This window comes from Streptomyces sp. NBRC 110035 (assembly GCF_000829695.1).
GTDB lineage: Bacteria > Actinomycetota > Actinomycetes > Streptomycetales > Streptomycetaceae > Streptomyces.
On sequence record NZ_BBNN01000018.1, the window covers coordinates 383,653 to 403,597 of the forward strand.

General features: G+C 73.2%; 18 protein-coding genes and 1 riboswitch. Of the genes, 11 read left to right on the top strand and 7 right to left on the bottom strand.

Going from position 1 to position 19,945, the window contains the following annotated elements; translation table 11 throughout:
* Positions 1 to 166: 166 nt before the first annotated feature.
* From cobN to TU30_RS08115, 5 genes are all read right to left on the bottom strand, one after another.
* Positions 167 to 3,820 carry a cobaltochelatase subunit CobN gene (gene cobN, locus TU30_RS08095; RefSeq protein WP_042166403.1) on the bottom strand — a complete coding sequence of 1,218 codons (3,654 nt, stop codon included), beginning with the start codon at positions 3,818 to 3,820 and terminating at the stop codon, positions 167 to 169.
* Positions 3,817 to 5,352: a cobyric acid synthase gene (locus TU30_RS08100; protein ID WP_042166405.1), complete on the bottom strand. Its 1,536-nt coding sequence runs from the start codon at positions 5,350 to 5,352 to the stop codon at positions 3,817 to 3,819. Before TU30_RS08100 ends, cobN begins: the two co-directional genes overlap by 4 nt.
* Positions 5,349 to 6,341 (bottom strand): cobalamin biosynthesis protein, encoded by a 993-nt coding sequence (locus TU30_RS08105; protein WP_042166407.1) that lies wholly within the window; start codon positions 6,339 to 6,341, stop codon positions 5,349 to 5,351. The genes TU30_RS08100 and TU30_RS08105 overlap by 4 nt, the downstream gene beginning before the upstream one ends.
* A 121-nt stretch (positions 6,342 to 6,462) precedes the next feature.
* A riboswitch (cobalamin riboswitch) is annotated at positions 6,463 to 6,625 on the bottom strand.
* 124 nt (positions 6,626 to 6,749) lie between these two features.
* Positions 6,750 to 6,971: a hypothetical protein gene (locus TU30_RS08110; RefSeq protein ID WP_042166409.1), complete on the bottom strand. Its 222-nt coding sequence runs from the start codon at positions 6,969 to 6,971 to the stop codon at positions 6,750 to 6,752.
* A gap of 33 nt (positions 6,972 to 7,004) precedes the next feature.
* Positions 7,005 to 8,255 (bottom strand): inorganic phosphate transporter, encoded by a 1,251-nt coding sequence (locus tag TU30_RS08115; protein ID WP_042166411.1) that lies wholly within the window; start codon positions 8,253 to 8,255, stop codon positions 7,005 to 7,007.
* A 217-nt stretch (positions 8,256 to 8,472) separates the two neighbouring features.
* Here TU30_RS08115 and TU30_RS08120 point away from each other — a divergent pair, with 217 nt between their 5' ends.
* The 3 genes from TU30_RS08120 to TU30_RS08130 all read left to right on the top strand — a co-directional run bounded on the left by TU30_RS08120 (position 8,473) and on the right by TU30_RS08130 (position 12,471).
* Entirely contained in the window at positions 8,473 to 9,174 is a 702-nt protein-coding gene (locus tag TU30_RS08120; RefSeq protein ID WP_042166413.1) for a class II aldolase/adducin family protein, read from the top strand.
* Between the two features lie 461 nt (positions 9,175 to 9,635).
* On the top strand, positions 9,636 to 10,778 hold the full coding sequence (locus TU30_RS08125) for an alpha/beta hydrolase (RefSeq protein ID WP_042166650.1): 1,143 nt from the start codon (positions 9,636 to 9,638) through the stop codon (positions 10,776 to 10,778).
* A gap of 298 nt (positions 10,779 to 11,076) precedes the next feature.
* Positions 11,077 to 12,471, top strand: a complete 1,395-nt coding sequence (locus TU30_RS08130; RefSeq protein WP_107068394.1) for a hypothetical protein — start codon at positions 11,077 to 11,079, stop codon at positions 12,469 to 12,471.
* A gap of 111 nt (positions 12,472 to 12,582) precedes the next feature.
* Here TU30_RS08130 and TU30_RS08135 read toward each other — a convergent pair whose 3' ends face one another.
* Positions 12,583 to 12,996, bottom strand: a complete 414-nt coding sequence (locus TU30_RS08135; RefSeq protein WP_042166425.1) for a VOC family protein — start codon at positions 12,994 to 12,996, stop codon at positions 12,583 to 12,585.
* Between the two features lie 251 nt (positions 12,997 to 13,247).
* Between TU30_RS08135 and TU30_RS08140 the strand changes: the two genes are divergently transcribed.
* The 3 genes from TU30_RS08140 to TU30_RS08150 all read left to right on the top strand — a co-directional run bounded on the left by TU30_RS08140 (position 13,248) and on the right by TU30_RS08150 (position 16,391).
* Positions 13,248 to 14,846: an ABC-F family ATP-binding cassette domain-containing protein gene (locus TU30_RS08140; RefSeq protein ID WP_042166427.1), complete on the top strand. Its 1,599-nt coding sequence runs from the start codon at positions 13,248 to 13,250 to the stop codon at positions 14,844 to 14,846.
* A gap of 371 nt (positions 14,847 to 15,217) precedes the next feature.
* Positions 15,218 to 15,439: a helix-turn-helix domain-containing protein gene (locus TU30_RS08145; protein WP_018567695.1), complete on the top strand. Its 222-nt coding sequence runs from the start codon at positions 15,218 to 15,220 to the stop codon at positions 15,437 to 15,439.
* Positions 15,440 to 15,587: 148 nt separating this feature from the next.
* Positions 15,588 to 16,391, top strand: coding sequence for an enoyl-CoA hydratase/isomerase family protein (locus tag TU30_RS08150; RefSeq protein ID WP_042166431.1), 804 nt, complete (start codon positions 15,588 to 15,590; stop codon positions 16,389 to 16,391).
* Between the two features lie 25 nt (positions 16,392 to 16,416).
* Here TU30_RS08150 and TU30_RS08155 read toward each other — a convergent pair whose 3' ends face one another.
* Positions 16,417 to 17,223 carry a hypothetical protein gene (locus tag TU30_RS08155; protein ID WP_042166434.1) on the bottom strand — a complete coding sequence of 269 codons (807 nt, stop codon included), beginning with the start codon at positions 17,221 to 17,223 and terminating at the stop codon, positions 16,417 to 16,419.
* Between the two features lie 89 nt (positions 17,224 to 17,312).
* On the opposite strand from TU30_RS08155, the gene TU30_RS08160 reads away from it, so the two are divergent.
* The 5 genes from TU30_RS08160 to amaP all read left to right on the top strand — a co-directional run bounded on the left by TU30_RS08160 (position 17,313) and on the right by amaP (position 19,683).
* Positions 17,313 to 17,807 (top strand): Asp23/Gls24 family envelope stress response protein, encoded by a 495-nt coding sequence (locus TU30_RS08160; protein WP_042166651.1) that lies wholly within the window; start codon positions 17,313 to 17,315, stop codon positions 17,805 to 17,807.
* Positions 17,808 to 17,895: 88 nt separating this feature from the next.
* Positions 17,896 to 18,081, top strand: a complete 186-nt coding sequence (locus tag TU30_RS08165) for a hypothetical protein (RefSeq protein ID WP_042166437.1) — start codon at positions 17,896 to 17,898, stop codon at positions 18,079 to 18,081.
* 5 nt (positions 18,082 to 18,086) lie between these two features.
* A complete protein-coding gene (locus tag TU30_RS08170; RefSeq protein WP_370626592.1) occupies positions 18,087 to 18,473 on the top strand; it encodes a hypothetical protein in 387 nt (128 codons plus the stop codon).
* Positions 18,470 to 19,099 (top strand): DUF6286 domain-containing protein, encoded by a 630-nt coding sequence (locus TU30_RS08175; protein WP_042166443.1) that lies wholly within the window; start codon positions 18,470 to 18,472, stop codon positions 19,097 to 19,099. Before TU30_RS08170 ends, TU30_RS08175 begins: the two co-directional genes overlap by 4 nt.
* The gene (gene amaP, locus TU30_RS08180; RefSeq protein ID WP_078878170.1) at positions 19,096 to 19,683 is read left to right on the top strand and encodes an alkaline shock response membrane anchor protein AmaP; all 588 of its coding nucleotides are present in this window, start codon (positions 19,096 to 19,098) and stop codon (positions 19,681 to 19,683) included. The genes TU30_RS08175 and amaP overlap by 4 nt, the downstream gene beginning before the upstream one ends.
* Positions 19,684 to 19,945: the final 262 nt, after the last annotated feature.

The window sequence follows — 19,945 nt, forward strand, 5'->3', positions numbered from 1 at the left end:
CGAATTCACCCCTTCGAGTGGTCTGTAGGTGTCGTGCCGATCAGTCGATCAGTGCGAGGTGGGGATGCAGGCATGCTCCCCGCCCCTGTGGGGGCGGTCCGGTCCCGCCCGTCCGGTCGTGGACGACGCCTGCCTGCTCCCCGCCCACGCGGCGACTGGACGGGGATCACTGCTCTCCCTCCAGGTCGCCCTCAAGTTCGAGGTAGGTCGCCCGGAGCCGGTCCAGGGTCTCCTGGTCCGGCTCCGCCCACAGCCCTCGGTCGGCTGCCTCCAGCAGGCGTTCGGTGATGCCCCGCAGAGCCCAGGGGTTGGACTTCCTCATGAAGTCCTGGTTCTCCGCCGAGAACACGTACTCCACCGCAAGTCGCTCGTACATCCAGTCGTCCACGACGCCTGCCGTGGCGTCGTAGCCGAAGAGGTAGTCAACGGTGGCCGCCATCTCGAAAGCACCCTTGTAGCCGTGCCTTCGCATGGCACTCATCCAGCGGGGATTGACCACTCGGGCACGGAAAACCCGGTGCGTCTCCTCGCCCAGGGTCCGGGTCCTCACCTGGTCCGGGGTCGCCGAGTCGCCGACGTACGCCTCCGGGCTCGCGCCCGTCAGGTGCCGCACCATCGCGACCATGCCGCCGTGGTACTGGAAGTAGTCGTCCGCGTCGACGAGATCGTGCTCGCGCGTGTCGACGTTCTTCGCCGCGACCGCGATCCGCTTGAACGCCGTCTCCATGTCGCCGCGCGCCGCCCGCCCGTCGAGCCCGCGCCCGTAGGCGTAACCGCCCCACACCGCGTACACCTCGGCGAGGTCCGCGTCGGAACGCCAGTTGCGGGCGTCGATCAGCGGCAGCAGGCCGGCACCGTAGGCGCCCGGCTTGGAGCCGAAGATGCGGGCGGTGGCCCGGCGCCGGTCGCCGTGCTCGGCGGTGTCCGCGTCGGCGTGCGCCTTCACGAAATTCGACTCCGCGGCCTCGTCCAGCTCGGCCACCGCCCGTACCGCGTCGTCGATCAGCCCGACCACGTGCGGGAAGGCGTCCCGGAAGAACCCGGAGATGCGGACCGTGACGTCGATGCGCGGCCGGCCCAGCTCCTCGAGGGGGACCACCTCGAAGCCGGTCACCCGGCGCGACGCGTCGTCCCACACCGGACGGCAGCCCAGCAGTGCCAGGATCTCGGCGATGTCGTCGCCCTGGGTACGCATCGCGGACGTGCCCCACACCGTCAGGCCGACCGACTTCGGGTACGCGCCGGTGTCCTGCAGATACCGCTGGACCAGCGAGTCCGCCAGCGACTGGCCGACCTCCCAGCTCAGCCGGGACGGGATCGCCTTGGGGTCGACGGAGTAGAAGTTCCGGCCGGTCGGCAGGACGTTGACCAGCCCGCGCGTCGGTGAACCGGACGGGCCCGCCGGGACGTAACCGCCGTCCAGCGCGCGCAGGATGTGCCCGATCTCGTCGGTCGTCCGGGCGAGCCGCGGCACGACCTCGGTGCAGGCGAACTCCACCACGGCCACCGCGTCCGGGAGTTCGGCGCCCAGCACCTCGCGCACCAGCGGCCCGCCCTCCTCGACCGCCCAGCCGCGTTCCTCCATGCCCTCCGCGATCCGCCGGCACAGCTGCTCCAGCAGGTCGACCGCGTCGGCGGCCGAGCGGGCCGGGCCGTCCACCCGTTCCGTCAGCTCCACCGGTACCTTCACCGGGGCGCCGGGCTCGGCCAGCAGCTCCTTCTCCACCAGCCCGAAGTGCTCGGCGAGCGAGGCCCGCAGGCCCGGCAGCGCGTTCGCCTGCCCGCCCCACACCTGGGAGGCGCGCAGCACGGCGAGCACCAGGTTGACGCGCGGCTCGCCGACCGGCCCGCCGCCGAGGACGTGCAGTCCGTCGCGGATCTGCACGTCCTTGATCTCGCACAGATAGCCGTCGATGTGCATGACGAACGAGTCGAAGTCGTCGTCGTCCGGCTGGTCGTCCACATGCAGGTCGTGGTGGAGCTCGGCGGCCTTGACCAGGGTCCAGATCTGCGCCCGTACCGCCGGAGCCTTCTCCGGGTCCAGGTCGGAGACCAGCGCGTACTCGTCGAGGAGCTGCTCCAGTTTCGCCAGGTCGCCGTAGGTGTCGGCACGCGCCATCGGCGGGACGAGGTGATCGACCACCGTCGCGTGCCCGCGCCGCTTGGCCTGGGTGCCCTCACCGGGGTCGTTGACGATGAAGGGGTAGATCAGCGGGAGGTCGCCGAGGACGGCGTCCGGAGCGCAGCCCGCGCTCAGCCCGAGGCCCTTGCCGGGCAGCCACTCCATCGTGCCGTGCTTGCCCATGTGCACGATCGCGTCGGCGCCGAAACTGTTCTCCAGCCAGCGGTAGGCGGCCAGGTAGTGGTGCGACGGAGGCATGTCGGGGTCGTGGTAGATCGCGATGGGGTTCTCGCCGAAGCCGCGCGGCGGCTGGATCATCACCACGACGTTCCCGAACCGCAGCGAGGCCAGCACGATGTCCTCGCCGTCGACGTACAGCGAGCCCGGCGGCTCGCCCCACGTCTCGGTCATCGCGTCCCGCAGCGCCGGGTCCAGCGTCCGGAACCACGCCCGGTAGTCCGCCAGCGGCACCCGCGCGGGCGCGGCCGCCAGCTGGTCCTCCGTCAGCCACTCGACGTCGTGGCCGCCCGCCGCGATGAGCCGGTGGATCAGCTCGTCGCCGCCGGAGGGGTAGTCGGTGAGCGCGTACCCGGCGTCCCGCAGCGCGTCCAGCACCCGCACCGCCGAGGCGGGGGTGTCCAGGCCGACGGCGTTGCCGACGCGCGAGTGCTTGGTCGGGTACGCGGTGAAGACCAGCGCGAGCTTCTTCTCGGCGTTCGCCTTGTGCTTCAGCGCCGCGTGCCGCACGGCGATCCCGGCGACGCGTGCGGCCCGCTCGGGGTCGGCGACGTAGACCGGGACGTCTTCGGGTCCCTGCTCCTTGAAGGAGAACGGGACCGTGACCAGGCGGCCGTCGAACTCCGGGATGGCGACCTGCATCGCCGCGTCCATGGGGGAGAGGGCGGCGTCCGACGCCTCCCAGGCGGCCCGCGACGAGGTCAGGCACAGCCCCTGCAGCACCGGCACGTCCAGGTCGGCGAGGGCACCGATGTCCCAGGCCTCCTCGTCGCCGCCCGCCGACGCCTGCGAGGCGTGCGTGCCGCCGGCCGCGAGCACCGTGGCGACCAGTGTGTCCGCCCGCCCGAGGATCTCGTACAGTCCGGCGTCGGCGCCGCGCAGCGAACCGCAGTACACCGGCAGGGCGTTGGCGCCGCACGCCTCGATCGCGTCGCACAGGGTGTCCACGAAGGCGGTGTTGCCGCTCAGTTCATGGGCCCGGTAGAAGAGCACGCCGACGGTCGGGCGGCCCTCCCGTACGGCGCGGGCGCCGTGGACGCCGTACTCCGGCATCTTCTGCGGCTGTTCGAACCCCTCGCCGGTGAGCAGGACGGTGTCCGACAGGAACCGGGCCAGCTCGGTCAGGTTGTCCGGGCCGCCCTCCACGAGGTACTTCAGCGCCTCCGCCACGACACCGGCGGGCACCGACGACTCGGCCATCAGCTCCGCGTCCGGCACGGCCTCCCCGCCGAGCAGCACCGTCGGGATCCCGGACGCCCTGAGCGCCGCGAGCCCGTCCTCCCAGGCACGCCTGCCGCCCAGCAGCCGTACGACGGCGAGGTCCGCGCCGTCCAGCAGCGCGGGCAGCCCGGCCGTCACGTCCACGCGGGTCGGGTTGCCGATCCGGTAGGACGCGCCGGTGGCGGCGCGTGCCGCCAGCAGATCGGTGTCGGCGGTCGACAACAACAACACTGTGCTCATGCGGGCGCTCCCGGTGGAATGAAAGGCAGTCCTTGTGGCGCGCCGGACTCGATGAGCCGCCACAGCGCGTCCGTGTCCGCGTGCTGTTCGATCAGGTCGCCGAGCCGGTCGAGCTGCTCCTCGCGCAGCGCGGCGAACGAGGTGTCGGGGGCCGGCACGAAACGGCGTCCCGCGGCGGCGGCCACCTCGCGCAGGAAGGCCCTGCGGAAACCGTCCGACTCCAGCGAGCCGTGCCAGTGCGTGCCCCAGGCCGCCTCGACCCGGCAGCCGTCCAGGCCGTGTCCTCGCTCGTCGGAGAGGAACACCTCACCTCCCCGTACGTCGGCGACCCCGTGATGGATCTCGTAGCCCTCCACGGGCTCCCCGAGGGCCTGCCCGACGGGCCGTGCGAGCGTCTTCTCCCGCGCGAACCGGACCCGTACGGGCAGGATGCCGAGCCCGTCGACCCGGCCGGCGCGGCTCTCCACGTCGTCCTCGATGCGCTCGCCGAGGATCTGGAAGCCGCCGCAGATCCCGAGCACGGGCCGGCCCTCGGCCGCCCGCCGTCCCAGCGCGTCGGCGAGTCCGCGCTCCCGCAGCCACTGAAGCGCCCGTACGGTGCCGCGTGTGCCCGGCACCACCACGAGGTCGGCGTCGGCCAGTTCCTCGGGCCGGTCCACGAAGCGGACCACGACGCCCGGTTCGGCGGCCAGCGCGTCCACGTCCGTGAAGTTGGACATCAGCGGCACCGCGCACACGGCGACCCGCAGCACGTCCTCGCCGACCGGCGCGGTGACCGCGGACTCCCGCACGGCGCCCCGCAGGGACACGGCCAGCCCGTCCTCCTCGTCGATGCCGAGCCCGTGGCGGAAGGGCAGCACACCGTAGGTGTGCCGCCCGGTCAGACCGTGCAGCATGTCCAGGCCCGGTTCGAGGAGCGACACGTCGCCCCGGAACTTGTTCACCAGGAACCCGGCGACCAGTTCCTGGTCCTCGGGGGACAGCAGCGCGACGGTGCCGAAGAAGGAGGCGAAGACACCGCCGCGGTCGATGTCGCCGACGACGAGGACGGGGAGCCCGGCGTTCCTGGCGATCCCCATGTTGACGATGTCGGTGCGCCGCAGATTTATCTCGGCCGGGCTGCCGGCCCCTTCACAGATCACCGCGTCATACGTGCCCCGCAACTGCGCGAGACAGTCCAGCACCGTGCCCAGGAGCTGCTGTTGCCGCCCGCCGTGGTAGCCGCGCGCGCTCAGCTCGCCGACCGCCCGGCCCAGCAGGACCACCTGGCTGCTCCGTTCCCCGCCGGGCTTGAGCAGCACCGGGTTCATCAGCGCGTGCGGCTCCACCCGGCAGGCCTGGGCCTGCATGGCCTGTGCCCGGCCGATCTCGGCGCCCTCCCGCGTCACGAACGAGTTCAGCGACATGTTCTGTGCCTTGAACGGCGCGACCTTGACGCCCTGCCGTACGAGCCACCGGCAGATCCCGGCGGTCACCACGCTCTTGCCGGCGTCCGATGTCGTACCGGCGACCAGCAAACCCCCACCGCTCATGACGTACGTCCCTTCCCACGCTTCCCACGGCGTGCCGTCCGCATCACCGACCGCGTCACCGCTCGCACCGCGGGCCGTGCGACGGCGCCGGCACCGAGCGCCAGCCAGCCGACGCGGCGCGAGAGCCGGACCGCGCGGTCGATGTCCGCCACGGTCACGGCACGGCCGCCGCCGTTGAGGACGGGCCGGTGCTCGACCCGCCCGGCGTAGGACAGCGTCCCGCCGAGCCGCACGCCGAGCGCGCCCGCGAAGGACGCCTCCACGGGCCCGGCGTTGGGACTCGGATGACGGGCGGCATCCGCGTGCCAGGCCCGCACCGCACCCCGGGGGTCCGGCCCGGCGGCCGAGGCGAGGACGGCGGTCAGTCGCGCTCCGGGCCACCCGGCGACGTCGTCGAGGCGCGCGGAGGCCCAGCCGTACCGCAGGTGGCGGGGGGACCTGTGGCCGACCATGGCGTCCAGGGTGTTGACGGCCCGGAACCCGAGCAGCCCCGGCACGCCGGCGACGGCCCCCCACACCAGGGCGCCCACCACGGCGTCGGAGGTGTTCTCGGCGACGGACTCCACGACCGCGCGGGCGATCCCGTCGGCGTCCAGCGCCTGCGGGTCCCGCCCGCACAGGTGCGGCAGCCGTGCCCGTGCCGCCGCGAGGTCCCCGGACTCCAGGGCACGCCCGACGGCGCGGGCCTCCCGGGCCAGTGACGTCCCTCCGACGACGGCCCAGGTGGCCGCGCCGGTCAGGGCGACCGAGGCGGCGGGGGAGGAGCGTACGCAGCGGGCGGCCAGGGTCCCCAGAGCGACGGCCCCGCCGACGCAGACGGCGGTGTGCAGCGCGCCCCGGCCCCGGTCGTCCCGCCACAGCATGTGTTCCACGGCAGCCGCGGCCCGTCCGAAAGCGGCGACCGGATGCCCGCGGCGGGGATCGCCGAGCAGGAGGTCGCCGAGGAGGCCGGCAGCGGCGCCGTACGCGAACGCGCGATCGGCACCCATGGGTTCAGCCGGGGAGGGATCCGGTGCGGGCGGTCGCCCCGAGCGGGGGCGGGGTGTCGCTGGTCGACCTCGACAGGCAGCCGGGCATGGTGATATGTCCTCACTCAGGGTGTCCGCGCCCTGGTTCGACGAGACCGGCGGCGAGAGTTCCTGGCTCCCGGGGTGGTTCACCCCGGTGACAGTGGCGGGACCGCGCCGGAATCGCACCGGCTTCCTCTCCTGCCGCCCGTATTGGCTCCGGCAGTTCACCACGGTCCGGAAGAACCGTCAACTTGCCGTTGACCTGCGGGGCTGAAGTGTGCTGAGGCCCACAGAGGGCTTCCGGGGGGTGAACCCCGAAAGCGGCACGGGCACGGCGAACGGGCGGTACGGAGGCGACGCGCCCCGCACCGCCCGTCGGACGGACCGTCAGGCCATGATCAGGTAGATCCCGTACGCCACCGCCGCCGCGCATGCCGCGAAGCAGGCGTAGGCGCCGGTGACCGCGAGGACCGCGGACCCGCCCTGGGCGGCGGTCCGTTCACGGCGGGACAGGCCGGTGATGCCCAGGGTGAACAGGGCCACCAGAGCCACGGTGACCACGAGGCTGACGCCGAAGACGGAACCGAGGGCGGCCCAGTCGATCTTCATGGTGCTCTTCTTCCTTCGCGTCCTGCTGCGGGGTCAGACCGTGGTCCTGGCCGGAGGGGCCGTCGGGTCGGTGGGGGCCGGGATGGTGGCCGAGAGCTCGTCGCTCACGTGGCCCGCCGGCGGGGTGGCCACCGCGGCCATGGCCGCGGTCACGACGCCGCTCTGCTCCTCGTCCGTCTCGTCGGTGCCGTTCACGTTGGTGTGGTCGATGACCTCGCGCCGGGAGATCTTCCAGATCGCCGCGCTGGATCCGACCAGGAAGACGGCGACGAGGGCGGTGCCCCAGCTGCCGAAGCCGCAGACCCACTCGGCGATCGCCGCGACCAGGGCCGCCGCCGGCAGCGTCAGACCCCAGGCGACGAACATCCGGGTGGCCGTCGACCAGCGGACGACACCGCCCTTGCGGCCCAGGCCCGCACCCATCACCGAACCGGAGACCGAGTGCGTGGTGGACAGGGAGAAACCGAGGTGGGAGGAGGCCAGGATGACGGTCGCGGCGCTCGTCTGGGCGGCGAAGCCCTGCTGCGGCTGGAGGTCGGTCAGGCCCTTGCCCATGGTGCGGATGATGCGCCAGCCGCCGAGGTAGGTGCCGAGCGCGATGGCGATGCCCGCGGAGAGGATGACCCACATCGGCGGGTCGGAGTCCGGGGCGAGGGTGCCGCCGGCGACCAGGGCCAGGGTGATGATGCCCATGGTCTTCTGGGCGTCGTTGGTGCCGTGGGCCAGGGAGACCAGGCCGGCCGAGGCGATCTGTCCGGCCCGGTAGCCCTTCTCGGAGGACTTGCTGTCGGCCGACCGGCGGCCCATGCGGTAGGTCAGCCGGGTCGCGAACATCGCGGCCAGACCGGCGACCAGCGGCGCGGCGATCGCGGGGATCAGTACCTTGGTGACCAGGACGTCGCCGTGCACCGCGCCGAAGCCCGCCGAGGCGACGGTGGCGCCGATCAGGCCGCCCATCAGGGCGTGCGAGGAACTGGACGGCAGACCGACCAGCCAGGTCAGGAGGTTCCAGAGGATCGCGCCGACCAGTGCGGCGAAGATGACCTCGGGACGGATGCCGGCCTCGTCGACGAGGCCCTTGGAGATCGTGTTGGCGACCTCCACGGAGAGGAAGGCGCCCACCAGGTTGAGTACGGCGGACATGGCCACCGCCACCTTGGGCTTGAGAGCACCGGTCGAAATGGTCGTCGCCATCGCGTTCGCGGTGTCGTGGAAACCGTTCGTGAAATCGAACGCGAGTGCGGTTACCACCACAATCGCGAGGATCAGCGAGAAGCTTTCCATTTACCCAGGCAATCGTTCGAAGTCATTGGCGCGTTGAACGTAGGCAACCTGGATGAACGGAAGATGAACTGGGATGGGCATTGGGGTGACTGTGACGAATCCGACGGCTCCATAGCCGGCCGGAGGCGGTTGCGGACGGGCAGTCGGGGGCGGGGGGACGGCCGGGGGCAGAAGGCGTGCCGTTGAAGAGATTCCGGTCACCCGGCAGGATCACGGCATGGCTGAGCGACAGGTCGACCGACGGGGCGCGGGGAAGCGGCGGGGGCGGCAGGCGAGCGACGAGGAGGCCCGCGCCTGGACCGTCCTCGTCGGGGCGGCCCGCAGGACCGTCGCGGACGGGCTCGTCGTCGGGACCTCCGGCAACGTCTCCCTGCGGGTGGGGGAGACCGTGCTGGTCACCCCCTCCGGCGTGCCCTACGACCGGCTGACGCCGGACGACGTCACCGGCGTCGACCTCGCCGGCCGGCAGGTCCTCGGCACCCTGGTCCCGACCAGCGAGCTGCCCATGCATCTCGCGGTGTACCGCACGACCGGCGCCCGCGCGGTGGTGCACACCCACGCCGTGCACGCGACGGCCGTCTCCACCCTCGTCGACGAACTCCCGCCGATCCACTACATGACCGCCGCGCTCGGCGGTCCCGTACGGGTGGCCCCGTACGCGACCTACGGCACCGACGAACTGGCCGAGAACATGCTGCGCGCCCTCGAGGACCGCACCGGCTGCCTCCTCCAGAACCACGGCACCGTCACCCACGGCACGACCCTCGACCAGGCCTACGACCGCACCGCCCAGCTCGAGTGGATGTGCAGGCTCTGGCTGACCGCCTCGTCCGTCCCCGGCCGCTCCCCGAACCTCCTGTCGGCCGACCGGCTCGCAGAGGTCACGAACCGCCTGCAGAGCTACGGCCAGTACGGCTGACCGGCTGGCGCCGGGCGGCGGTGGTGTCGCCCGGACCGGCCGGCCGCCACCGGTGGCGTCTCCCGCGGTGGGGAGTCCACCGGGTGGGGCGTCCACCGGTCGGGTGGGTGGGTTCCGGTCCTGTCGGCCGGTGGAAGTCCCGGACCGTCCACGGGTTCACGGGTTCCCGGGCAGTGAGGCCGGACCGGCCGGTGCCGGAGGGCGGTGGTGGTGTCGCCCGGAGCGGCCGGCCGCCACCGGCGACGGCTTCCGGGCGTAGTGTCCGTCGACCGCGTCGACCGCGTCGACCGCGTCGACCGCGTCGACCGCGTCGACCGCGTGACCGAGCCCTCGGCAGCTCGGCGACCCGGCGTCCGGGCACCCCGGTTGCCGCCCGGCCCGGTGTCTCGGCGCACCCGGCCGTCCGGTCCCGTGCAACCGCCGGGGTGGCCGGGCGGCCGGTCCGCCGGGACACTGAGTGGGTGCGTACTGTCAGAGCGACGGCCGCTGCCGTCACCGCCGTGATAGGGGCCTCCGCCGCCGCCGCGGTGGCGGTCGGCAGGCTTGCCAGCGACGCAGCCCTCAAAGCGCCGCCGGGCAGACCCCTGCCCACCGAGCCCCGGCTCACCGTGCACGGCATCGCCGCCGGACAGGTCACCCTCACCCGGCACCTCGCCGCGCTGCGGCCCGGCCGCTACGGCCTCGCCGGTGATAGCGCACACGCGGTCGTCGGACCCGTCCTGGACGGCGTTCCGTCCTCCGCCGACACCGTCGTACGCCGGGTCGAACGCGTCGTACGGGGCACACTCGAGCCCGGCGACCGGGTCTGGTTCACCCCGAACCTCTACGTCGGCGACCCGGGGACCGCCCTGGGCCTGGACCACACCGACGTGGACGTCCCCGGCGAACTCGGCCCTCTCCCCGCCTGGTTCGTGCCGGGCGTCCGGGACACCTGGGTGCTGGCGGTGCACGGGCTCGGCACCACCCGGGAACACACCATGAACCTCATGGAGTTCCTGCACCGGCACCACTTCCCGGTGCTCGCCCCCGCCTACCGGGGCGACCGGGGTGCGCCGCGCTCGCCCGACGGCCTCAGCCACCTCGGCGAGACCGAGTGGCGCGACCTCGACGCGGCGATCAGGTACGCGGTGGACGCCGGTGCCCGGCAGGTCGTCCTGCTCGGCTGGTCCACCGGCGCGACCATGGCGCTGCGCGCCGCCGCCCGCTCCGGGCTGCGCGACCACGTCGCCGGGCTGGTCCTCGACTCCCCGGTGCTCAGCTGGGAATCGACCCTCCGGGCCCTCGCCACCGCCCGCCGTACGCCCGGCGCGCTGCTGCCGCTGGCGGTCCGCGCAGCCCAGGGCCGCACCGGCCATCTCGGCCACCACCACGGTGGTCATCACCCGGGCACCCCGGGGCCGGAGCGCGTCGGCGTTCCCACGCTGATCGTCCACGGCCCCGGCGACACGGTGGCCCCCTGGCTGCCCTCCCGCCGTCTGGCCGCCACCCAGCCCAACACGGTCACCCTGCACCCGGTCGACAACGCTCCGCACGGCGCGATGTGGAACGCCGACCCGCACGCCTACGAAGAGGCGCTGCGCCGCTTCCTCACCCCTTTCATGTGACCGCCGCGCACCGCGCCGGCCACCCCGGCGCCGGCCCGCGGGACGGCCGTGGCCGCCGCTCCCGCGGGCCACCGCCGGGATTCCGCTCCGCGGCGTGTCCCCGGCCTCTCCCGGCCCGTTTCCCTCCTCCGACCGCCCGTGCGCCCCGGTGCGTCGGCCTTCCCCTTCGCCGCGTATGACATTCCGTTTGGGTTTTCGGACCGTCAACCGCGAGACTGCACCCGTGACGTCCCGTATCCCGCGCGACTCCAGACTTCGACTTGTCCGCCCGCGACCCCTGGCCGCCGCCCCCAGGGCGATGAACCAGCAACGCTCGCGCCGCCCCGCGCCACGCCCGCCGGAAGGCACACCGGCCCCTGCGGAGCTGGCCCGCATGGCGCGCTCCGGTCTGGCCGGTGCCGCCCGCGTCGCCCGCTGGGCCGACGCGGCCCTGGGCCCCGGCCGGGGCAGCGCCACCGCCGCCGGCCAGGCCATCCTCTCCGACGCGACCGCCGAATGGGCGGCCGACGAGTTGGGCCTGACCCCGGCTCAGGTCCGCGCCGACTGGGACACGGCCCGGCTCGCCGGCCTGGTCGAGGTGCACGGCGACACCGCCCGTCCCGGCTGGCGGCTGCGCGCCTGGAACCGCGACGACAGCGCCGTGCTGCGTGGCTGGGTCGCTCTGTTCGACGCCTGGTCGCTCGCCCACCCGGAGCCCGAGGGCCATGAGCCCGCCGCCGTGAGCGAGGTCGTCTCGGCCATGCCGCAGGTGCTCTCCTTCCTCCAGCTGTCGGCCGGCCCGGTTCCCGTCCCGCAGCTTCTCGACCTCCTGCAGCAGCGGGTCACCGAACTGCGTACGGAACGCTGCGAGGTCGACTACGGGCCCCGCTCCTCCGGCCCCGCCCACCCCGAGCCGTCGCCCGAGCCCCGGCTCGGACCGGCGGCGCCCGCCCTCGCGCCCGCCTCCGCCCCCACCGGGCCGGGTGCCGACGCCGCCGCGCTTGCCCCGCTCCTCGACTGGGCCCTGCGCGCCCTCGCCGCCGTGGGCGCTCTCACCTACGGCGAGGGACAGGCCACCCTCACCCCGCTCGGCAGCTGGGCGGTGTGGGTCAAGCTGGAGCAGATCTGCGTCGCCGCCCAGAGCCCCGCCGGAAACATCGAGCAGGGTGCCGAGGACATGCTCCGCGGCTGCGCCCAGCTGCGTCCCAACGCCGCCCGCGCCGAGTACCGCGCCTGGCTCGCCGCCCGGCCGGTGGGCAGCGCCGTCACCGAGCTGCTCGACGCCGCCCGCGGTGAGGACGCCCTGCTGCGCGGCCTCGCCTTCGAGGCGCTGCGGGTCGTCGGTGCCCCCGCCGAACCCGAGGTCCGCGCCGTCCACGACGAGCCGACCCTGCGGCCCTACGCCCTGCTGTGGCTCGCCGAGCACGACGGCGCCGACCCCGAGGAGGCCCACGAGGTCCTCACCCGGTCGGAGGCCACCTGGCTGTGGGTGGACACCGCCGCGGCGGTCGCCGACCACGGGGAGGCTCCGCTGCTGGTACGGCATCTGGAGTCCGCGGTCCAGCCCACGGTCCCCGCGCTGCTGAACGAGGTGCGTGCCGTCGGACACCCGCGCACCGTCCAGGTCCTGGTCGCCCTGGCCGCCGCGCACCCCGATCCGGCCCTGGCCAAGGCCGTCCGCCGGGCCGCCTTCCAGGTGCACACCGGAAGCTGACACCGGCACCCCGCGCGTCCCGCAGGACCGCCCGCGCGGTCCTGCGGGACGTCGGCCGTCCCGACGCTCCCCGCCCCTCGGCGCGGCCCTCGCCCGCGCAGCCCTCCCCGCTCACGCCCCCGTCTCGGGCGCGTACGTGCCGAAGCTCCAGATGGTGCCCTCGATGTCGCGGGCCATGTAGTCCCGCGAGCCGTAGTCCTGGTCCGTCGGGGGCATCAGGATCTCCGCGCCCTGCTCCACCGCCCGGCGGTGATGCGCGTCCACGTCGTCCACGACGACGTAGACCCCGACCGGGCCCGAGCCCTCCATCGCCTTGTCGAACGCGCTGCCGGTGCCCTTGGAGCCCAGCATCACCGCGCCGTTGCCCTGCACCAGTTCGGCGTGGGCCACACCGCCGCCCTCGTCCTCGTACACCGACAGTTCGGTGAACCCGAAGGCCTCGGTGAGCTGCCGGATCGCCGCCTTCGCGTCCGCGTACAGCAGGGTCGGAAAGACGCTCGGACGCCCGTCGCCCGTGCCTGCCATGGGCATCACCCCTTGTGTCCCACAACCGGACAATCACCGGAAGATCGCCAGAAATTCGACCTGCCGCCCAGTCTGGCACCCCCCCACCGACAACGCCCCGGCCCGGCGGGCCGCCCGCACCGCACATCCGCGCGCCGGAAAAGAGGTTGCGCGGCCCCGTTAGAATGGCTCCCATGGCCATTCTCCTCGCGCATTAGACGGCGGGAACGCCCTCAGCCGCCCACCGCCACCCAACGCCCTGGAGCCTGTCCGTGATCTCCGCCTCCGGCATCGAGCTGCGCGCCGGTGCCCGTGTCCTCGTCGAGAGCGCCACCTTCCGCATCGCCAAGGGCGACCGCATCGGCCTGGTCGGTCGCAACGGCGCCGGCAAGACCACCCTCACCAAGGTCCTCGCCGGCCAGGGCGTCCCCGCCGCCGGCAACGTCACCCGCTCCGGCGAGGTCGGCTACCTCCCCCAGGACCCCCGCACCGGCGACCTCGACGTGCTCGCCCGCGACCGTGTCCTGTCCGCCCGCGGCCTGGACACCCTGATCCGCAAGATGCGCGAGAACGAGCAGCGCATCGCCAACGGCCAGGGCGCCACCCGCGACAAGGCGCTGAGGCAGTACGAGCGCCAGGAGACCGAGTTCCTCACCAAGGGCGGGTACGCCGCCGAGGCCGAGGCCGCCACCATCGCCGCCGCGCTCAACCTGCCCGACCGGGTGCTCGGCCAGCCGCTGCACACGCTCTCCGGCGGTCAGCGCCGCCGTATCGAGCTGGCCCGCATCCTGTTCTCCGACGCGGACACACTGCTGCTCGACGAGCCGACCAACCACCTCGACGCCGACTCGATCGTCTGGCTGCGCGACTACCTCAAGACCTACCGCGGCGGCTTCATCGTCATCTCCCACGACGTCGACCTGGTCGAGACGGTCGTGAACAAGGTGTTCTACCTGGACGCCAACCGCTCCACGATCGACATCTACAACATGGGCTGGAAGCTCTACCAGCAGCAGCGCGAGGCCGACGAGAAGCGCCGCAAGCGCGAGCGGCAGAACGCCGAGAAGAAGGCCGCCGCCCTCAACGCCCAGGCCGACAAGATGCGCGCCAAGGCCACCAAGACCGTCGCCGCGCAGAACATGGCCCGCCGTGCGGAGCGCCTGCTGTCCGGCCTCGAAGGCGTCCGCCAGGCCGACAAGGTCGCCAAGCTGCGCTTCCCCGAGCCGTCCCCCTGCGGCAGGACCCCGCTGACCGCCGAGGGCCTGTCGAAGTCGTACGGCTCGCTCGAGATCTTCACCGATGTCGACCTGGCCATCGACAAGGGGTCCCGCGTCGTCATCCTCGGTCTCAACGGCGCCGGCAAGACCACCCTGCTGCGCCTCCTCGGCGGAGTGGAGCAGCCCGACACCGGCACGGTCGTACCCGGCCACGGGCTCAAGCTCGGCTACTACGCCCAGGAGCACGAGACCCTCGACCGGGACCGCACGGTGCTGGAGAACATGCGCTCCGCCGCGCCCGACATGGATCTCGTCGAGGTCCGCAAGGTGCTCGGTTCGTTCCTGTTCTCCGGTGACGACGTCGACAAGCCCGCCGGCGTCCTCTCCGGCGGCGAGAAGACCCGCCTGGCGCTCGCGACCCTCGTGGTCTCCTCGGCGAACGTGCTCCTCCTCGACGAGCCCACCAACAACCTCGACCCGGCCAGCCGTGAGGAGATCCTCGGCGCGCTGCGCACCTACAAGGGCGCCGTCGTCCTGGTCACGCACGACGAGGGTGCCGTCGAGGCGCTCCAGCCGGAGCGGATCATCCTGCTGCCGGACGGCATCGAGGACCTGTGGGGCGCCGACTACGCGGACCTCGTCGCCCTCGCCTGAGCGGTTCCCGGGCCGCCGGGCCCCGGTGGGGACCGGTCGTCGGCGTGATTCACCGCGTATGGATCATTCGGCCCATCGGTGATCCATCATTCGTGTGAGATCTCCTCGTACCCAGGTGTGTCCTGCACCGATGTCGTGGCCGAGTCCCTGATCGTCCGGGGCTCGGCCACGACACCGTTCTGACCTGGCACTTCACTGCGGAACCCGTCCGGTGGTGTGCGCGGCACCCCGTGGAATACGTCATTCCGTATGTGGGGATGTGCTCCTGTCGTCACCACCTTGTCGCACGGGCCTTGCCGAATGGGTGGCCATCGGGCCCCAGAGGGGTGATCATGAGGGGACCAGAGCGCACTTCCCATGAGGAGGCACGGGTGGCCGAGACTCTGAAGAAGGGCAGCCGGGTGACCGGCGCCGCGCGCGACAAGCTCGCGGCAGACCTGAAGAAGAAGTACGACGCCGGTGCGAGCATCCGGGCGTTGGCCGAGGAGACCGGCCGCTCGTATGGCTTTGTGCACCGCATGCTCAGTGAGTCGGGTGTCACGCTCCGAGGGCGTGGCGGGGCGACCCGGGGCAAGAAGGCCGCTTCGGCCTGACCCTCCGGGCGCCCGCGACCCGAGGTGGCCACCCGGTCGGCCGACCGGCCGGGCGGGTGGTTACTGTGCAGTCACTTAGCTGTGCCGCAGGGCGGGCCCGGTCCCGCCGTACGGCACGGAGGACGACCGCACCCATCGGAGGCGCTCCATGGCTTCGCCCGCCCAGGACCTTGGTCCCGTACTCGACAAGGACGGCGTACGGCTCACCGTCGACGACGCGATCGCCACGGTGACGCTGACCAACCCGGCCAAGCGCAACGCGCAGAGCCCCGCTCTGTGGCGTGCGCTGACCGAGGCGGGCCGGCTGCTGCCGGGCTCCGTGCGTGTCGTGGTGCTCCGTGGCGAGGGCAAGTCCTTCTCCGCCGGGCTCGACCGCCAGATGCTCACCCCCGAGGGAATCGAGGGCGACCCGTCGTTCGTCGAGATGGCGCGCGGCAGTGAGGCCGATCTCGACGCGACCATCGCCTCCTACCAGGAGGCGTTCACCTGGTGGCGGCGCAGCGACATCGTGTCCGTCGCGGCCGTGCAGGGGCATGCCATCGGGGCCGGTTTCCAGCTGGCCCTCGCCTGCGACCTGCGGGTCGTCGCCGACGACGTCCAGTTCGCCATGCGCGAGACCGGTCTGGGGCTGGTCCCGGACCTGACCGGCACGCATCCGCTGGTCGGGCTCGTCGGGTACGCCCGCGCGCTGGAGATCTGCGTGACCGGGCGGTTCGTCACCGCCGAGGAGGCCGTGCACACCGGACTCGCCAACATCGCCGTGCCCGGCGGCGAACTGGACGCGGCGGTACGGGACCTCGCGGCGGCACTGCTCGCCGCGCCCCGGGACGCCGTGATCGAGACGAAGGCGCTGCTGAGCGGTGCCACGGGGCGTACGTACGAGGAGCAGCGGGCCGCCGAGCGCGCGGCCCAGGGCCGCCGACTGCGGGACCTGGCCGGTCTCGGCGAATGAGCAGCCCGTGACGCTCCGACGAGCGTCAGTCGACCGCCGTGACCAGGACCGTCACCGTCGGGTGATCCTGCAGGGCGGCCGACACCGCCGAGCGGACCGCGCGGGCCACGTCCAGCGCCCGGTGGTCCGCTCCGACGGCGAGGTCCACGCGCGCGTGCCGGCCGGCCAGGGAGACGATGCCGGGCGCCTGCGGTGACGACGCCAGGTGCACCGCGCGGCCGAGCACGTCCGTCAGCCGGGAGACCCCCGGCACGGCGAGCGCGGCAGCGGCGACCCGGCCCTCGTCGGACCCACCGGCACCCGGGGCATCGGAAGGGGCACCGGTTCTGTCCTCGCGCGGAGCACCGGCCGGTCCGGTGGACGGTGCGGCTGCCGCTCCGTCAGCCGTGTCCTCCGCCCCGCCCTCCGTCGCAGGGCCCGCCGTCCCGGCCTCCGCGTCCAGCAACCCGGTCACCCGCAGGTCGACCTCCGTCACCACCAGTCCGATCCGCTCCGCCGCGGCCCGCGCCAACGCCGTCCGCAGCCGGTCCGCGGTCGCCGGCAGAGGCTGTGCCGCCGTGGCCGCGAACCGGGCCGTCACGTGCAGCGGGCCCGGCGGCAGGGCGCTGGGCGGAGGCGGCACCACCGGCTCACCGGCGTCCTGTGAAGCGGCGAGCGCGATCCGCAGACCGTCCAGGCGCACGTTCGGCTCGGCCCGCGCCACCGCGTGCCGCAGAACCTCCCCGGCGGCCCTCTCGGAGATCCACGCGCCGTCCCGCGGCCCGCCCAGCGGCAGAAGCCTGCCCAGCCCCAACCGCTGCCGCACCGCCCGAGTCCATTCGTCCGCCGTCATTCCCCCAGCCTGCCGTATCCATGGCGCGCCACGCCGTATTGGCGCATACGGTGGTTCCCGTGGACGACGATCGGAAGGGACGTACGGCGATGAGCGACACCACGGACGGCGGCTCCACGCGGGCCGCGGACCTCGAGAAGACCGGGCCGGACACCTCCGCGCGCAAAGGCCCCGGTGCCCGGCGCGGCGGAGGCGACGCCGCCACCCGGGGCCGTACCACGATCGCCGACGGTGTCGTGGAGAAGATCGCGGGCCTCGCCGCGCGGGACGTGTTCGGCGTGCACGCCATGGGCAGCGGCCTGTCCCGGACCTTCGGAGCCGTGCGCGACCGGGTGCCGGGCGGATCGAAGTCGGTGACCCGCGGAGTGAAGGTTGAGGTCGGCGAGGTGCAGACCGCGCTCGACCTGGAGATCATCGTCGACTACGGCGTCTCCATCGTCGACGTCGCCAAAGCCGTACGGGAGAACGTCGTCGCGGCGGTCGAGCGGATGACGGGCCTCGAGGTGGTCGAGGTCAACATCGCGGTGAGCGACGTGAAGCTGCCGGACGAGGAGGACGAGGAGTCGGAAAGCCGCCTCCAGTGAGGAACCGCGCGGCGAATGGGTGTCCCCGGCCGCGAGGACGGCGAACCGCCGAGGAGTTCGAGGAGTTCGAGGAGCTGAGGAGCGCACCATGAGCATGGCCGTGGCCGGCATGATCGCCGGCATGGCACTGGGCTTCGCCGGATACTTCGGCGGATTCGGTGCATTCTTGCTGGTGGCGGCCCTGGGCGCCATCGGTTTCGTTGTCGGGCGGTTCCTCGAGGGGGACCTGGAGTTCGGCGACTTCCTCCGTCCCCGTGACCATCGGCGGCGGTGACCCCCGTGGGACCGGTGCGCACGGGGGAGGCCGAAGCCGGGGACGCCCCGGCCGTCGTGGAGCCGCGTGAGCGCGGTGCGACCAGGATCGCCGACCGGGTGGTCGCGAAGATCGCCTCCCAGGCGGCCCGCGAGGCGGTCGGACCGCTGCCCCCGGACGCCGAGGCACCGTACGCCACGGTCGTCGTCCACCACGACGACACCGCGCGGGTCCGCGTCCATGTCGAACTCGGCTATCCCGGTGACATCGGCGGCCGGTGCGGAGAGGTGCGCCGACAGGTGACCGCACGGGTGTCCACGCTGGCGGGCATGCAGGTACCGGAAGTCGTCGTCCAGGTGGAGCGGCTGCATGTGGCGACGGCCCTCGACACGGCCCTGGGGAGGACCCGATGAGCGGACCCGGTCCCGCCGAGGGGGCCACGGGCACCGTCCTGGAGAAGCCACCGCCGCCCGAGCCGGACGACGCGGCGGGCGCGGGCCCCCGTCGCTTCTGGTCGGCCCGCAGGATCCCCGCCGGCCTGCTCGCGCTGCTGCTCCTGGTGATCGTCGCCGCGTTCCTGTACGACATCGCCGCGGTGCGCGCCGACCGGCCCGCGATGAGCTGGCGCCGGGAACTCGCCGACCAACTGGCCGGACGGCCCCTGGACGACTTCTGGGTACTGCTGGGCGCCGGAGTCGCCGCCCTCCTGGGGCTCTGGCTGCTCCTGCTGGCCCTCACCCCCGGGCTGCGGTCCCTGCTCCCGATGCGCTGCCCCCGCCCCGACGTCCGCGCCGGCCTCGACCGGGACGCGGCGGTGACGGTCCTGCGGGACCGGGCCGTGGAGGTCCCCGGGGTGCGGTCGGTACGCGTGCGGGTGACCCGCAGGCGGGCCGACGTCCGCGCGGTGTCGCACTTCCGTGAACTGGACGAGGTACGGGCCGACCTGCGCGCGGTGCTCGCCGACGCGGTCAGGGGCATGGCGCTGTCCCGGCCGCCCGTGTTGGCGGTACGGGTACGGCGTCCCGGCCGGAAGGGGTGAGGGCGGTGCTCAGGATCGTCAACCGTGTCCTGCTCGGGATCGTGGGGCTGCTCCTGGTGGCCCTCGGCGGGGCCGTGCTGGCCGTCGGGCTGGGAGCACCGGCGCCGTCGTGGTGGCTGCACGACGGACGGCACGACGTGCTGCTGGACGAGGCCGAGCAGACCCGGTGGCGGGACACGGGCTGGTGGTGGCCGGTCGTGATCGCCGCGCTCGCGGTCCTCGTCCTGCTCCTGCTGTGGTGGCTGGTCGCGGTGGTGCGCCGACGACGGCTCGCCGAGGTGTTCGTCGCCACCGGCGACGGCGACGAAGCGGTGCTGCGCGGCCGGGCGCTGGAGACCGTACTGGCCCATGAGGCGGGCCGGCTGGACGGGGTCGGACAGGCCCACGTACGGCTGACCCGCCGCCGCGGCCTCCCGCGGACCCGCGTCCGCCTGCTCCTGGAACCCCATGCCGACCCCGGCACCGTGCTGGACGGGTTCACCACCGGAGCCCTGACCCACGCCCGCGAGTCGACGGGCCTTGGCACCCTCCCGGCCGAGGTCCGCCTCCGGTCCGTCAAACACCGCCCGGAACGGGTCAGCTGAGCGCTCCGGCGGATTCCGTGGTGCCTCGTGCGGGTGAGGGATGCCCGGGTACGCCGCGTGCACCCGGTCGGAGTGCCGCAGGCGGGGTGGGCCGGTCGATGGCGTTCGCCGGACCTCACTGACGTCCGCCGCAGCCCACGGACGGCTTCGCCCTCCCCCGATGTTGGCTCAAAAGTCACTTTTCCTTAGTCGTTGACTATGGACATCACTATGCATACGCTCCTTCATGTTCAGGGTTGTCCCTATGCAATGAGGTGGGTGC